The organism is Carnobacterium maltaromaticum DSM 20342 (assembly GCF_000744945.1).
Lineage (GTDB): Bacteria > Bacillota > Bacilli > Lactobacillales > Carnobacteriaceae > Carnobacterium > Carnobacterium maltaromaticum.
This window is the reverse complement of sequence record NZ_JQMX01000001.1, coordinates 3398030-3412921: the sequence shown is the minus strand read 5'-3', so window position 1 is coordinate 3412921 and position 14892 is coordinate 3398030. Positions and strand designations below refer to the sequence as shown.

General features: G+C 32.8%; 14 protein-coding genes. 2 read left to right on the top strand and 12 right to left on the bottom strand.

The annotated features are described in order from the left end of the window. Window positions 1–143 precede the first annotated feature (143 nt). Window positions 144–1244 (top strand): FUSC family protein, encoded by a 1101-nt coding sequence (locus BR77_RS15955; protein ID WP_229252058.1) that lies wholly within the window; start codon window positions 144–146, stop codon window positions 1242–1244. Window positions 1245–1297: 53 nt separating this feature from the next. On the opposite strand, the gene BR77_RS15950 is transcribed toward BR77_RS15955, so the two are convergent. From BR77_RS15950 to recX, 5 genes are all read right to left on the bottom strand, one after another. After that, a complete protein-coding gene (locus BR77_RS15950; RefSeq protein WP_015077049.1) occupies window positions 1298–2164 on the bottom strand; it encodes an SGNH/GDSL hydrolase family protein in 867 nt (288 codons plus the stop codon). A gap of 169 nt (window positions 2165–2333) precedes the next feature. Further along, the gene (gene ntdP, locus BR77_RS15945; protein WP_010051756.1) at window positions 2334–2867 is read right to left on the bottom strand and encodes a nucleoside tri-diphosphate phosphatase; all 534 of its coding nucleotides are present in this window, start codon (window positions 2865–2867) and stop codon (window positions 2334–2336) included. A gap of 147 nt (window positions 2868–3014) precedes the next feature. Beyond that, complete coding sequence (locus BR77_RS15940) at window positions 3015–4517, bottom strand: AcpB/EbpR/MafR family transcriptional regulator (RefSeq protein WP_035065732.1); 1503 nt, start codon at window positions 4515–4517, stop codon at window positions 3015–3017. 697 nt (window positions 4518–5214) lie between these two features. Continuing rightward, on the bottom strand, window positions 5215–6411 hold the full coding sequence (gene mutY / locus BR77_RS15935) for an A/G-specific adenine glycosylase (protein WP_016356558.1): 1197 nt from the start codon (window positions 6409–6411) through the stop codon (window positions 5215–5217). Further along, window positions 6408–7268 carry a recombination regulator RecX gene (recX, locus tag BR77_RS15930; RefSeq protein ID WP_015077054.1) on the bottom strand — a complete coding sequence of 287 codons (861 nt, stop codon included), beginning with the start codon at window positions 7266–7268 and terminating at the stop codon, window positions 6408–6410. The genes mutY and recX overlap by 4 nt, the downstream gene beginning before the upstream one ends. Window positions 7269–7598: 330 nt before the next feature. Here recX and rlmD point away from each other — a divergent pair, with 330 nt between their 5' ends. Further along, on the top strand, window positions 7599–8975 hold the full coding sequence (rlmD, locus tag BR77_RS15925; protein ID WP_035065730.1) for a 23S rRNA (uracil(1939)-C(5))-methyltransferase RlmD: 1377 nt from the start codon (window positions 7599–7601) through the stop codon (window positions 8973–8975). A 64-nt stretch (window positions 8976–9039) separates the two neighbouring features. On the opposite strand, the gene BR77_RS15920 is transcribed toward rlmD, so the two are convergent. The 7 genes from BR77_RS15920 to BR77_RS15890 form a co-directional block, all read right to left on the bottom strand. Beyond that, window positions 9040–10149, bottom strand: a complete 1110-nt coding sequence (locus BR77_RS15920) for an AI-2E family transporter (protein ID WP_035065728.1) — start codon at window positions 10147–10149, stop codon at window positions 9040–9042. A gap of 21 nt (window positions 10150–10170) precedes the next feature. Further along, the gene (locus BR77_RS15915) at window positions 10171–10497 is read right to left on the bottom strand and encodes a magnetosome magnetite crystal formation protein family (protein WP_015077059.1); all 327 of its coding nucleotides are present in this window, start codon (window positions 10495–10497) and stop codon (window positions 10171–10173) included. Window positions 10498–10575: 78 nt separating this feature from the next. After that, window positions 10576–11748, bottom strand: a complete 1173-nt coding sequence (locus BR77_RS15910) for a hypothetical protein (RefSeq protein WP_015077060.1) — start codon at window positions 11746–11748, stop codon at window positions 10576–10578. 39 nt (window positions 11749–11787) lie between these two features. Beyond that, on the bottom strand, window positions 11788–12627 hold the full coding sequence (locus BR77_RS15905) for a YitT family protein (protein ID WP_010051745.1): 840 nt from the start codon (window positions 12625–12627) through the stop codon (window positions 11788–11790). Between the two features lie 35 nt (window positions 12628–12662). Further along, complete coding sequence (locus tag BR77_RS15900; RefSeq protein ID WP_015077061.1) at window positions 12663–13778, bottom strand: M20/M25/M40 family metallo-hydrolase; 1116 nt, start codon at window positions 13776–13778, stop codon at window positions 12663–12665. A 23-nt stretch (window positions 13779–13801) separates the two neighbouring features. Beyond that, window positions 13802–14323 carry an HdeD family acid-resistance protein gene (locus tag BR77_RS15895; protein ID WP_010051741.1) on the bottom strand — a complete coding sequence of 174 codons (522 nt, stop codon included), beginning with the start codon at window positions 14321–14323 and terminating at the stop codon, window positions 13802–13804. Between the two features lie 12 nt (window positions 14324–14335). After that, window positions 14336–14653, bottom strand: a complete 318-nt coding sequence (locus tag BR77_RS15890) for a magnetosome magnetite crystal formation protein family (protein ID WP_015077063.1) — start codon at window positions 14651–14653, stop codon at window positions 14336–14338. Window positions 14654–14892: the final 239 nt, after the last annotated feature.

Sequence of the window (14892 nt, the reverse complement as noted above, 5' to 3'; positions counted from 1 at the left end):
TAACTTGGTTCTAAAAGTTTACTTAGTACATAACAACTTTTTTCACGCCTTGCTGATTTTAATGTTTTCTTTACATAAAAAACTTTGCTAAATAAGCTTCAATAGCTTACTATATATAGTAAGAAGAACGAAAATGGAGTTGAATGATTACTATGAAATTAGGTGCCCGAACCTTAAAAACAGGGCTAGCTGTCGCTATTGCTCTCTATGTCTCAAAATGGGTGGGAATTCCCTCTGTAACTTTTGCAGCTATTTCTGCTATTTTCGCAATGCAGCCCTCCGTTAAACGATCGCTTAATACATTACGCGATCAAACAATTGGGAATATTCTCGGAGCAGGTGTTGCTATCATCACCGTTTTAACACTAGGAAAACAATATGTACTAATTGGATTCGCTGCAATTATATTGATTGCCATTCTTCACCAACTTGAGTTAGATCAAGTAATTGGACTAGCCACCGTAACTTTAATTGTAGTTATGACAACAACTGGTGATGATTTTATGCTTTATGCAATCCTTCGTTTTTCTTCAACAATGGTCGGGATTCTAACAGCTTTCGTTATTAACAGTGTCTTTTTTCCACCAAAATATGAAGAAAAACTCTATCATGTCGTCGATTTTGCTACAAGCGAAATTTTAAAATGGATTCGAGCTAGCGTTCGTAATAATACTGAGTATCCATTTCTAAAAAAAGACTTGCAATGGGTTCGTAACCAAATGATGAAAATGGATTTTTATTACTCTTTATTTAAAGAAGAAGGTAGCTATTCTAAAAAGAAAAGATTTCAAAATTTGAGAAAAATTGTCGTCTATCGACAAATGATCTCAACTACTAAAGCTTCATATAATTTATTAAAAACGATGCACAAAAATGAAAATTCTTTTTCTAACTTCCCTAAAGAACTTCGTGTGCTTATTCGCGAAAGATTAGAAACACTTTTAAGTGCTCATGAACAAATATTATTAAAGTTTAACGGTCGCGTACCTCCTAATAGTGTTAACTTTATTGCCAACAATCGTTCCTTACGAAAAGAGTTTATGGATTCCTTTTTTGAAGCTGCAAATACAGATGAAAATTTTAAAGATGGATATTTACAAAGTAACTCTGTTATTCATATTCTTTCAAGTATTTTAAACTACGAAGAATATCTCGAGCATCTAAACACCTTAGTAACTAGCTACAAAGGTAATAATTGGAATCCAACTACAGATATTTCCAATATCGAAAATGTTGAACATTAATAAAAAAACTTCTTCCTCAATACTTTAATAAGTGATGAGGAAGAAGTTTTTTATTAATCAATCCCACTAGTTGTATCTCTTGGACTAGCCAATTGATTTAAAAATAGAGTTGTTGCTAACGTAACACCTTGTGCATTCAGCTGAATTCCATCAGCTTCTAAAGTACTAGCTAACAACTGATTTGTCGTTTCTAATTCAGATAAATATAGGCTGTGTAAATCAAGCAATGGGACTTCATTTTCAGTTAACACTGTGACAGCATCTGTTACATAGCTAGTATAATCTAATGTTCTCGAATTAAATTTATTCATTAAACTACTGCTTGGAACTGGAGTAACTGCTACGATAAGACTATCAGGAAGCTGTTCTTTTAAAGCCAGATAACTTGCTAAAATAGCTTGGCTAGATGCATCCAAAGAAATATCAACCGCTTGATTCCCAACTACTGGAATAAAAAAGAAAACAACATCGGGTTTCAAATCAACTAATTTTTCGCTTGTGTTTTCATTCGTTAGGCGTAACGAATCATAACCTGGGAAATAATAACGATTCATTTCTAAGTTAGCTAGTCCAGTTTTTTCAATGGTTGCTGTTTTGATATTCTTAGTCCATTGTTCTGATTCAACATTATCACCATAAAAAGCAAGAGTTGCTTTGCTATTTTTAGCATTAATTAATACTAAATAATCATTAATAGAAAGATTAGCACGATTACTTTGAAATTCGGTTGTTTTTGCCTCTAAGTCGTTTTTTTCATTCATTGTACGCTTTTCTTCTTGTCCTTGAACAAGACTTTCTTGGGCTTCACCTTGTCGTAATAATTCATTTTTTTTCGTTATTGAATAATTTTTCCCTAAAAATATAATTGCTCCTGTTAAAATCAAACCAATAAAAAGTAAAATCAAACTTTTTTTATTCAATTCTCCGACTCCTTTTAATAAAAAATTTATCAGGCCAAGTACATCATAATTTTTGCAACTAATTTCATAAGTAGCTTACCTATACAGATTTAAAAAGAATACCTTCTTACACTCAAAAAGGTATTCTTAATGATGAGAATAGCACTCTTCATCCTTTTTAAAACCCACATTATTTACGAGACAATTGTTGATAGCGTTCATACCAAAGTTTAACGTATTCTTCAGAGAATGGGCCTTTTTCTTCATTAATCCATTCGACTAAAATCTTTACATTTTCCTTTAAAATATGATCAATATCATTAGGATATTGCCACTTTTTTCGATGGGCTTCGTATTCATCTACATCCAATAAGCGTTTTTCACCGTCAGGGAAAACTTTGATATCTAAATCATAATCAATATATTTCAACGCCTCTTCATCCATTGTATAAGGTGAAGCTAAATTGCAATAATAAGAAACGCCATTTTCGCGAATCATTGCAATAATGTTGAACCAATAGTGTTTATGAAAATAAACAATCGCTGGTTCTCTCGTTAGCCAACGTCTGCCGTCTGCCTCCGTAACAAGTGTATGATCATTACAACCAATAACTGATTGCTCACTTGTTTTTAAAACCATTGTATCTCGCCATGTTCGATGTAAACTACCGTCATGTTTATAGCTTTGGATGGTGATGTATTCTCCTTCTTTTGGAATACGCATCCCATACCCAACTTTCTTTTTCTCTGTAAGCTAAGAGAATTAGTTATCTACACGAATTTAAAAAATCCGATCTCATGAATTATTATATCATAAAATGATTTCATTATCTAAATTATTCATTTGATTTGAACAGCATTTATCAATCCTTTATTCTAACCGTGAAAATTCTTTCTCTTTTTTGATTTCATTTAGTTTATTACGTAAATTCATCCAATCGCTATCGCTAGGAACTGATTCCCAAATTAACGTACTTTCTTGGCTTAAACAAAAAGGTGTATTAAAGGTATCTGATATCACCAAATCAGTTTCTGCAGTAACCGTTTCAGTAAAAATCAAATTGTATTGAGACATTTTTTGTAGCTCTTTTTTTAGTAAAAATTCTAGTAAGGTACTATTAGCTGAATAGAGATAAATGATAATCGGTTCTGTATAATTTTTAACATCTACAGAAAGATATAAAATTAATAGGTAGCTAGGAAATAATAGTTCCTTATCATGATAGACTTTGGCGATTGCTTTATGTCGAATAAAATCTTGATACGCTTTATTTAGCATCTTATAAACAGACGGGTAGATCCGATCAAAGCGGTGGAGTTTTAACTTTTCGGAAAAAGGCGATAGTACATTATCAAATAAAAAAACTGATAAGTGAACACTAAAAAGATTTGCTAACAAAATTGCTTGTGCTTCCTTATCCAAAGCTTGTGATAGATACTTATCCAAACTCTCAATAAATTGTTGAGAAGCAACTTTATAGATTTGGTCATTTGCTTTAATCTTGTTTAACAAACCCTCCATTGTTGGATTATACACGCGATAATGTGTGTTTATAATTTCTATAGAATAACAAAAATTTAACTCATCCAAGCTTTTTGTTCTTGATAATTTTGGGTTTATTTGATTAAAAAAAGCTTGGCTTTCGGTTGTTTTCTCGAGATAATTTACATTAAAATCTCCAATATTTTTAATTTGCGGAATGACTCCAACTGAATATCCACTTGCAATTCTTGTTAAAATTATGCCAAACCAAAGATCTATTTTATTTTGATTTACTAATGTATGATCAGCTTTTATAGCATTTGAATGAATGACTTTTTTAAATGAAGCTATAAACTCTTTGCTGAATTCAAAAGACCAATTAATATTGGAATGTGTTTCCCAAAAAAAAGAAAAATAGAAGTAGCGAATCATTTTTTCTTCCCCTACAATTTGTAAAGTCGTTGACTGTTGCAACTCTATATTAAAATTCTTTAGGATATTTTTGACTCCATTTATTTTACGATACGTCGACGCTTGGCTTAAAAAGAAATCTTTTGCATAATCAGATATACTTTTAGTTGTGTTAAAAAAACAATCTAAAATAACTTGATATTCAAAAGATTTTCTAACGTACTCATGAATCAAACAATCCACTGAAAAATTGACGTCAAAATCTGCCTCTATTCTTTTCGAAACTATTCTAATTCTCGCTGTATTAATCTCAAAACTTTTTAAGTCCTCTATTAAAGATTCTATCGTTGTCATTAAGGTCTGATTTGAACAATCTAATTCTTTAGAAATTTCAGCAATGGAACGATTAGGATATTCATTTTTAAGTAGTTTAATTAATTTAATTTTTCTAGTTTGTAGTTTATCCAAAAAATAGTTCATTTTTACACTTCTACTCCTATCTTAACTAGAAATTAAGTACGAACTTTTATCTAGCCTATGTATCTATTATATACTACCTGTAACTAAAAAAAAGAGAAACAGTTTCGTTTCTCTTTTTTTTAACCAATTATTTAATTAGGTATTAGAAATTATCTAGTTAATTGAGGATGAATTTAGCTCTATCTCAATGACAAAGTTCTCTTTTAGTTCTTAAGAGTTTTTTTGGTGGCTCTTTGCATTTTTTACTGCAGCTTTTTTTGAATTTGTTGCATATTCTTTATTTTTTTCTACCACGCTCTTAATTAATTGTTCGACTAATGTTGACATAGGTCATTCTCCTCTTCTATATGTTTTTAAGGGGATGAGGCTTATTTATTCCAGCTCTCATTTTAATTCATCATAAGTTTTAATTTGTTGAAATTCTGTCACAAATCAAAAATCTTACTTTTGTTGAATTATAGCATTTTTTTTTAACTATATGTACTATTTTGTTTATCGCTAATGCTTAAAACATCAAATAACTAGGCATAAATACCAATGTTATCAGTATTTACAGCGTTTTTTTACAAGTAATTATCTCTAATTTGTATTTTTTTCAAAAAAATTGATAAAAAGCAAGAGTATTCTTACTTGACTATTAAGAATAATAAAAAAAAGCTTGTAAATATAACATTTACAGGCTTTTTTTTCTTATACTCTATTTCTCAAATTTAGTCAAGTAGCTTTTCCACATTTTTTGTTGAGGACCAGGAAAAGTATAGTTTTCAAAGTCACTAGGATGGACCCAAAGGCAGTTTTCTGGAGCTTCCGTAAGCATTTCACTGGACATTTTTCCATAGTAGGAAGTGATAAACCATTTTAAATGACTAAACAAATGAACAACTTCTCCAAAGGGTTTTTTTAACCAAATTGGTTCTATTTGATAACGTTGTCTACTCTCTACTGAAAGGTTGTTGAGTACTTGTGTTTCGATTGTTTCGGGTAATTTATCATTTAATTTGCCTATTTTCAGACCTGTTCCAACTGTCAATAACTCTTCTGGCAATAATGGAAAAGTCCACATATTAGCTAGTAATCCTTCTGCTGGTCGTTTCTCAATCAGAAACTCACCTCGTTCATTTTGAATTAATAGTCCTGCATAATAAACTGGTTTAGCTTTTTTCTTTTTGCTTTTCACTGGGTACTGAGTCATTGTCCCAGCTTCGAATGCCTGACAGAACTCATTGATAGGACATAAATTACATGTTGGTGTAGTTGGAGTACAAGTACTTGAACCTAAATCCATCATCGCTTGATTAAAATCCCCTGGTTTGTATGGATCAATAATTTGATTCATGATTGCTTCAAAAGTCTTTCGTGATGCTGGCTTTGCAATGTCTTCACTAATCTCAAATAAGCGACTAACAACTCGCATAACATTACCATCCACTGCTGGGACTGGCAACTGAAAAGCCATACTCGAAATTGCTCCTGTCGTATACGGACCAATTCCTTTTAAGGTTGCAATATCTTCTGGGTTGGTAGGCATTTCTCCTGAAAATTCATTCATAATTTGGATTGCTGCTTTTTGCAAATTTCTGACTCTTGAATAGTATCCTAAGCCTTCCCAAACCTTTAATAATGTATCTTCTTCTGCAGCAGCAAGATCGGCGGTAGTTGGAAATAATTTCATGAAATTTAAATAGTATGGAATTACTGTATCCACTCGTGTTTGCTGTAGCATAATTTCAGATACCCAAATACGGTAAGGATCATTATTTTCTCGCCAAGGGAGAGTGCGTTTTTCTAAATCATACCAACTTAAAAAATGGCTTCTAAAATCAGTGATTTTTTTTTCTGACCACATGGTTATTTCTGTTTTTTGAGTATCTACTCTTAACTTCTCTTCAGTCATTCGTCCTCTTCTTCCATTTCTTTTTCCGTTACAAACTGGCTAATTAAATCACCTGGAAAACCTTTTTGAAATAAACTTGTTTTTACTTTCTGCTTTTTCTTACTTAAATCTAGACGACTATGTTTGCGCCATAATTTATCTCCTTGATCCTTTAAAGCTGCATACTCATCTTCATCGTCTTTTTGAGTATCTATATTTTGTAAAACTTCTTGAATAATATCACTAGAAAAACCTTTTTGCATTAAATTTTGTTGAATTTTATTTTTAGTTTCTCTAGAAGAACTACGGGCAGTTCGTTTAACTACTTTTTCAGCCAAAGCTAACCCATTTTCTAACATTTGTTCAAATGGATACTGCTCTAACGCTTGGCTAATAGTTTCATCGCCTATTCCGCGTTTTTTTAATTCTTGTGTAATGACCCTTGGCCCTTTACCACCAAGATTAGCTCCTGTTCTAGTATAACTTTCCGCATAGGTACTGTCATTAATATAATTTTGCATTTTCAATTTATCCACTACCGCTTGTGCTGTGGCAAAAGTTATTTCATGTTTAATCAAATCGTCCCGAACTTCTTTTTCAGAGCGTAAACCATAGTTTAGATAATTTAAAGCACGATTATAAGCTTTATGAAAACCATCTTGTTCTTCAAGCTCTGCTCTAAATTCTGGCGAAATCTCCATACCTTTGTGCAGAATATATTTCACTAAAATTGCTTCATCTACAGGAAAAGCGTACTCGCCATTTAAATAAATATTGTAACGTTCCTTTGCTTTTTTTTGGACTTCAATCTTAGTAATAAGAGGAAACGTATTCTCATTTTTCTGGGTTAGTTGCTCTAGCTTATTTTTTTCAGCCATATTGTCCTCCTTTTAAATGGTTTAATCATTACTCTATAATACTAGTCAATATTCAATCATCGACTAGTTAGCATTTACATGTTCGGTTTTTGTTCCTCTATTCACTTTACCCCACAATTCTAAAATTTTCTAGCCCTTAAGGTAAATTTTTATTTATCTTTCCTTCTTGAATTTAATGACGAATGATTTCTTATAATATACTACTATATAAATACTCAAATTAATCAAAGGTTAAAAAAGTGAACAGTTAGAATTAAGTCTAATTCAGACGTCATCCATTTTTTGTGCTATAATAGTGCTTGACTAAAATGAACAGATTGGAAGGTATTTATGAACCCACAACATACAATAGAAATAGGGCAACGTTTCCCATTAACAATTAAACGTCTTGGGATTAATGGCGAAGGTATCGGCTACTACAAACGGACGATTGTTTTTGTAAAAGGCGCTTTACCAGAAGAAGAAGTTGTTGCTGAAGTTACAGAGGTTATGCCTAAGTATGCAACAGCGACAATTAAAAAAATTCGTAAAAAATCAGTTAGTCGTGTCGTACCACCTTGTGATGTTTATGAAGCCTGTGGTGGCTGTCAATTACAACATTTAGCTTATGATAAACAACTAGATTTTAAACGTGATATGGTTCTCCAATCCTTAGAAAAATTTAAACCTGCTGGCTATGAAAAATTTGATTTACGTCCTACTATCGGAATGGATGATCCTTGGCGTTACCGCAACAAGGCTCAATTTCAAGTCCGAATGACAGAGGAAAATCAAATTATTGCTGGATTATATGGTGAAGGTACGCATAAGTTAGTTGATATTAATAATTGTATCGTCCAACGACCTGAAACGACTAAGGTTATTCAAGTAGTAAAAGGACTTTTAGCTGAACTTGAAATCCCAATTTATAATGAAATTAAACATAGCGGGATTGTGAAAACGATTGTTTGTCGTGTCGGTATTCAAACGGGTGAAGTTCAACTGGTCTTAGTAACGAACAGTAAAAAATTGCCTAAGAAAAGACAATTCCTTGAACAAATCAAAATCCTTTTACCAGAAGTAGTTTCAATTATGCAAAATGTCAATCAAGAAAAGACTTCTCTTGTTATGGGAGAAGAAACAATACATTTAGCTGGAAAAAATAGTATTACTGAAAAACTTGATGATTTTGCTTTTGATTTATCTGCTCGGGCTTTCTTTCAATTGAATCCTGAACAAACTGCTGTATTATATGACGAAGCTCGTAAAGCCCTTAAATTAGCACCTAACGAGACTTTAGTTGATGCTTATTGTGGAGTTGGAACAATTGGGCTTAGCTTAGCTAAAGAAGCTAAGGAAGTTCGTGGGATGGATATTATCCCTGAAGCGATTGAAGATGCAACTAAAAATGCTAAAAAATTAGGCTTGGATCATGTTCGTTATGAAGTTGGTAAAGCTGAATCTCTACTTCCTTTATGGATGAAGCGCGGATTTAAACCTGATGCTTTAGTAGTTGATCCGCCTCGAACTGGATTGGATCGTGAATTGATTAAAGCTATCAATAAAACAAAACCGAAAAAAATGGTTTATATTTCATGTAACCCTTCAACCTTGGCCCGTGATTTAGTCGATTTAAGTAAAGTCTATACAATTGATTATCTCCAATCAATTGATATGTTTCCACAAACAGCACGTTGTGAAGTTGTTGTTAGATTGACGGCAAAATAACAAAAAAAGCTTTAATTGCAACTCTTTTGAGTCGTAATTAAAGCTTTTTTAATTCTAACAAATACTAGAGCGATTCTTCAACTATTTTTTCTTTATATTTTCCAAGTTTGAATATTTTGGCGACACTTAATACAATAATTTTCACGACAGCATAAGTTGGCAAGGCTAGTATCATACCGACTAAACCAGCTAAGTTTCCAGCTACTAATAGAATTAGAATAATCGTTAAAGGATGCATATTTAGTGATTTCCCCATAATCAATGGATAAACCAAGTATGATTCACCTAATTGAATGACGATGATACTCAAGGCTAAAATTAAGGCTGATTGGGGTGAATTGGCAAAAGCAATAATAAAAGCTGGCGCTACTCCAATCCAGGGACCAATATAAGGAATAATATCCATCATACCAGCAATACATGCTAGTAAAAAGGCATAAGGAATCCCTAATAATTTAAAGGTAATGTAAGCACCTGTTCCCACATATAAACAAACCAGTGCTTGCCCACTGATGTAAGACGACAACGTTTTATTGACTGTCTGTATCAATTCTTCTGCATTTTTTTGTTGTTTTTCTGGGATAAACCATCGAATGGCACTTGGTAATTGTTCTCCATCTTTAAACATGTAAAAAAGAATCACAGGTACTGTTACCATTAAGATAATCGAGCGCGATAAAACTGAAATCACACTACCAATACTAGTTGTAAATCCATTTACGATTCCATTAATAACTCTACCAGTAGAAATATTTAGTTCGTTCCAATATCGTTGAATATCTACATTAGATAGCTCTGGTCTATTCAGTAATTCAGTAACAGCCATTTGTTGTTCCCGCATAAAACGGGGCATGCTACTCGCTAGTTGGGTTACTTCACTGAGTAAGTTAGGGATGATTATCCCAATAAAAAATACAAATCCCAAAGCAATCAGAATGAACACAATTAAAATAGCTCGACTTCTTTTTTTAGTGAATTTTTCAAGTAACCCTACAACTGGGTTCATGACATAGTAAAAAAATCCTGCAATAATGATTGGAGCAAATAAAGTTGAGATAAAAATTCCAACTGGCTTAAATAAAAAACTAATTTTTGTGCAAACCAAAATTAGCGTTGCTGCCGCTAGTAAATGGATGATGATCGATAAAATTTTTGACTTTTTTAATTCTCGCATCTGGCTTCCTACCTTCTTTAATTAGCTTAAAAATAATTTGATTCCTTTGAAAATATTCCAAATAACCAAACCAAAGTCAATTATTATAATGGTAAAAAAGAGAATAATTGTTAAGGTTCCTAATGTAGCTTGGCTGTTGGTTAATAATCCTGTTGTGATTAAAATAAATAGAGCTCCAACAGTCAGTATCGTTGGTAAGATGTGAAGCCATAGCGCAGACTTAGCATGTTGCTTAACATCTGTAATAGGACTAACTAGCCAAACAATTAATGGAAATAAAATTGGAGCAAATAAGATACTGATATAACTTAAGCCGTTAATTAGATTGTTATTCTTTTTTGTATTCATTTTCATTCTCCTTTAAAAAAGACTGAGGACAAATCCTCAGTCTTTCTTTGTATTAGTTTAGTTGAAACAGGTCACACTTTATTGAATAAAACCAGCTAGGATACTTGTGACAAATACCGAAGTAATCGTTACTGTTGAAAAGCCTGCAATAATCATTTTCGGTAAAATTTGGCCTTCAATAACTTTGATTTCTTCCTCATTTTCACCAACGCTTTTAGCTGCTTCTTGACTTAAAATCATGGTTCCCGGGAAGCCATATAAAGAAGTTAAGCCAACTGCAATTGACATTGACATACTGTAACCCAATAGCTTACCTGCAATCATAGCAAAAATGACACTACCTGACACACCAACTAGAAATGATAAGCTTAAGGGAACAATTAGGTCAAATAAATCTTGGGGAGAGATAGTTGCTAATGGGCCAAAGATAATAATTAAAATACCTAACATCATTAACCCATATGCATCAATACCTGTTAAAATATTTGCTTTAAAGACACCTGTAGCGCGTAAAATAACCCCGAATAATAAAGCAATAATGAACGTGTTTACGATACCACCTGTTAAACCACTTAAATAGGTCGCAATTAAAACAACGACACCTACAACAAATAATGTTCCTGCTGTTGTTTGGAATGCTTCTGGAAGTTTCGTTTTTGGCTCTTTACCAGCCTTATCAACTTTGACTTCTTCTGCTACTTTAAGCGTTCCAGCACGGTATTCCTTTTGAATATTCTTGGCTTCTTTGCGCAGAATTAGTGTGGTTAACGGAAAACCAATGATTCCTTGAAATGCTGAAATCAAAACTGGTAATACGGCAACAGAGACTAAACCTAAAGCTAAAGCCGCTTCTTGTACTAGGATAATTGAAATCGTTCCGCCACTTACTGCTCCAATGGCTGCAATTGCGTAGTTTCGACTTTCAAATAATGGCCCAAAGACTAGCAAAGCCACAGCAATTCCGATAATTGCAGCTACTCCAATGATAACTGTTTTCCATTGCTGTTTTAACTCTGCAATACTGATCATTGTTCCAATATGGACAATAATAAATCCTACGACCGTTGTCCCTAATGTTAATAAAGACGAACTTGTTAATAAATCTTCTGGAAAAATACTTGTTTTAAAGCCAATTAAGAAAATTAATGATGCAATTAATAATGACGAAAGCAATGATTTTGTTTTCTTAGAGACAAAATCACTTACGGTCCAAACCAACATGATAATTGTAAATGCTAATACGGCATTCATATAAATCCCTCCAAATACTCATTTTTTATTGCAACTCACCTAAACTACAGGTTGATAACTAAACCCTAAACCATGAACCTCTGACACATTATATGCAATAATAAAGGAGGTTTTATCAATTTCATCAATCACTTTCAAAATTGATTGATATTCTTGATTCGTCAAAATAATCATTAGCATATTTTTTTCATTACCAGTATATCCGCCAGAAACTGAAAATACCGTAATACCTCGATTTAAATTTTCTAATAAGGCTACTTTAATCGCATCGATATGATTTTCACTCATAATCATCACTGCTCGACGACGCTTCATTCCTGTTTCGATATAATTCATCACAATTGATGTCAACACTAGCGACAGAATCGCAAAGAAGAAGGCCTCAGTACCAAAAACAAAAATATTAAAAATCACAATAACAGCATCAGTTAAAAGCAATCCTAGTGATGTGCTAATTCCAAAGTATTTTTGAAAAATAAGCGGCGGGATTGTTGTTCCACCACTAGATGCTCCAATTTTGTATAAGATTGCAACTCCAACCGCAAAAATAGCACTTCCGAAAATAACCGCTAAAAATGGATCTTCAACAACCTTAATCTCAGGTACTACTGCTAATGAAATCGGAAGTAGCATACTCCCAATTACCGTCTTAATAAAGACTGGTCTTCCTAAAAAGAAAAACGTTAATATGAGCATTAATAAATTTAATACTAAAACGGTTGTTGCTCGATTGATTCCAAAAGCTTGCTCAACTAAAACACCAATCCCACTCACACCACCTGCTGCAATATGATGTGGAGCCAAAAACATATTGATGCTAATTCCAATTAACGCTAAAGATAAAGTAACTAATGGAATTTGCTTAATAACACTTTTCATACAAATGACCTCTTTCTTTGACTAGCCTTAGTAGCTTATTTTTGTCCCACATCTTTCACTAATTGATAGGCTAGTTCTACGGCTTTTTTAAGTTCAATAATTGGAATCATTTCATGAACAGTATGAATTTTTTCATAACCGATTGATAAATTCGCTGTTTCTTTGCCTTTAGCATTAAACACGTTGGCATCACTACCACCACCACTAATGTCATAATTAGGCGTCCGATTGATTTTAGTGATTGCTTCAGCTGCTAATTTAACCGTTTTTGATTCTTTAGTAAAACGATATCCTACTGATTTAATATCTGTCACAACTGTAGCCGTACCGCCTAATTCTTTAGCCGTTTCAATAAACAGATCAGTCATATGTTTAACTTGTGCCTCACAGGCTTCATGAGAAATCGAGCGTGCTTCAGCGAAAACTTTGACTTCATCAGCAACGATATTACTTGCCGTTCCACCATTAATCGTTCCAATATTTGCTGTTGTATCTGCATCAAGGCGCCCTAATTTCATTTTAGCAATTGCTTTGGCTGCAATTTCAATAGCCGAAACGCCTTTTTCAGGTTCTAAGCCTGCATGTGCCGTAATCCCTTTAATAGTTACTTCAATTCCGTAAAGAGTTGGACTCCCTACCGTAATGCTCCCAACTGGTCCACCATTATCTAGCACAAAACCATAATCAGCTTCTAGTACTCCTACATCAAAAGCACTTGCACCAACTAAACCAATTTCTTCACCTGGTGAAAGAACAAATTCTACTGTTCCATGAGGTTCGTTATTTTCTTTTAACTGTTCAATTAATTCGATCATGATTGCAATCCCAGCTTTATCATCAGCTGCTAGAATAGTTGTTCCATCAGAATAAACTGCACCTTCTTTAATAATAGGTTTAATTCCTACGCCTGGCGTTACTGTGTCAACATGACAAGAGAAAAACAACGCATCAGCTGCTGTATTTCCTGCCAAACGACAAACTAAATTATTAGCACCTAGCCCCGTTTGCGCTATCGTATCATCTTCATATACATCTAAACCTAATTTTTCAAATTTCGTTTTTAAATACGCTTGAAACTTTCCTTCATTTTTTGACTCTGAATCAATTTTGACTAATTCAATAAATGTTGCGACAACTCTTTCTACTGCCATACTAAAAACCTCCCTATTCACTCTTAATGATTTCTACGTAAAAAGCTAGAAATAAAAATACACGTTAAGCCTTGGAAAATGAAGAATCCGCCTAAAACAACCGCTAAGGCAACTGAAACGAAAATTGAATTAAATAAAGATACAATTCCAACAATCAGACCTAACACTCCTACGATCAAAATAATAAACCAATTGCTGACACTTTTAACCGAAAAAGCTAATAAAATACGGAAAATTGCTGAAGCTAAAATCCAAATTGCAAATAATAAAATCAAGAAATTTTTACCTACTTGACCATTAAATAGAACGAGCAATCCAAAAATCGTTGAAAGAAGTCCATCAAACAAATACCAAACTGATATACTCCACGTTTTACGCTCACTTACGTATGAAATAATTTCACTTATTCCATTTAACAATAAAACAATTCCCATTAATACCACTACTATAGATAAGGTTGTTCTTGGATTAAAAATTAACCACAATCCAAAAATCATCATTATAATACCCACTGCTAAGAAAAAATAATTGACTACCTTACTCATTATCTAACCTACCTAACTTAAAAATAATCTTATTGCTTTCACAATGTTTACAATAAAAATAACAACATCAAATATAGCAATCAAAATCAAGACAACCAAAACAACACCTCTAAAAATATCATCACTGCTAGAAATTACCCCAAACAAAATCATTGCAAGAACACCTACGATGGTAATAATAAAAGGAGCAATATGGAGTCCCAGCGCTGTACTAGCATTTTTTGAAACCTCTTTATCTGTACTGATAAACAAGACAATTAATGGAAAGAAAATGGGGGCAAATAAGATACTTAAATAGCACAGACCTCCAACTAATTTATTAGAATTCATTTCATCTACCTTCCTTTACTGACTATTGATTTGTTATATTTCTGAAAAATCCCGTTATTTAATATAATTTTAATCACTATTTAATAAATTAGCAAGTTTGAATGCTAGTTTGACTAGTTTTTTTTTTTCATAAAAACAGAAAAAAATGAACCTATCTTTGTTCTATCATCTAAATCATTTAAGATTGGAACTCATAGTACTACTACTTCATTTAGGAAACAACTCGTTATCTATTTTTA

Coding starts and splice junctions, on each gene's coding strand:
- recX (WP_015077054.1), bottom strand. CDS start 7,268: ATGGCTGAAAAAAATAAGCTAGAGCAACTAACCCAGAAAAATGAGAAT.
- ntdP (WP_010051756.1), bottom strand. CDS start 2,867: ATGCGTATTCCAAAAGAAGGAGAATACATCACCATCCAAAGCTATAAA.
- rlmD (WP_035065730.1), top strand. CDS start 7,599: ATGAACCCACAACATACAATAGAAATAGGGCAACGTTTCCCATTAACA.
- BR77_RS15915 (WP_015077059.1), bottom strand. CDS start 10,497: ATGAATACAAAAAAGAATAACAATCTAATTAACGGCTTAAGTTATATC.
- BR77_RS15895 (WP_010051741.1), bottom strand. CDS start 14,323: ATGAGTAAGGTAGTCAATTATTTTTTCTTAGCAGTGGGTATTATAATG.
- BR77_RS15890 (WP_015077063.1), bottom strand. CDS start 14,653: ATGAATTCTAATAAATTAGTTGGAGGTCTGTGCTATTTAAGTATCTTA.
- BR77_RS15910 (WP_015077060.1), bottom strand. CDS start 11,748: ATGAATGCCGTATTAGCATTTACAATTATCATGTTGGTTTGGACCGTA.
- BR77_RS15905 (WP_010051745.1), bottom strand. CDS start 12,627: ATGAAAAGTGTTATTAAGCAAATTCCATTAGTTACTTTATCTTTAGCG.
- BR77_RS15900 (WP_015077061.1), bottom strand. CDS start 13,778: ATGGCAGTAGAAAGAGTTGTCGCAACATTTATTGAATTAGTCAAAATT.
- BR77_RS15940 (WP_035065732.1), bottom strand. CDS start 4,517: ATGAACTATTTTTTGGATAAACTACAAACTAGAAAAATTAAATTAATT.
- BR77_RS15920 (WP_035065728.1), bottom strand. CDS start 10,149: ATGCGAGAATTAAAAAAGTCAAAAATTTTATCGATCATCATCCATTTA.
- mutY (WP_016356558.1), bottom strand. CDS start 6,411: ATGACTGAAGAGAAGTTAAGAGTAGATACTCAAAAAACAGAAATAACC.
- BR77_RS15955 (WP_229252058.1), top strand. CDS start 144: ATGATTACTATGAAATTAGGTGCCCGAACCTTAAAAACAGGGCTAGCT.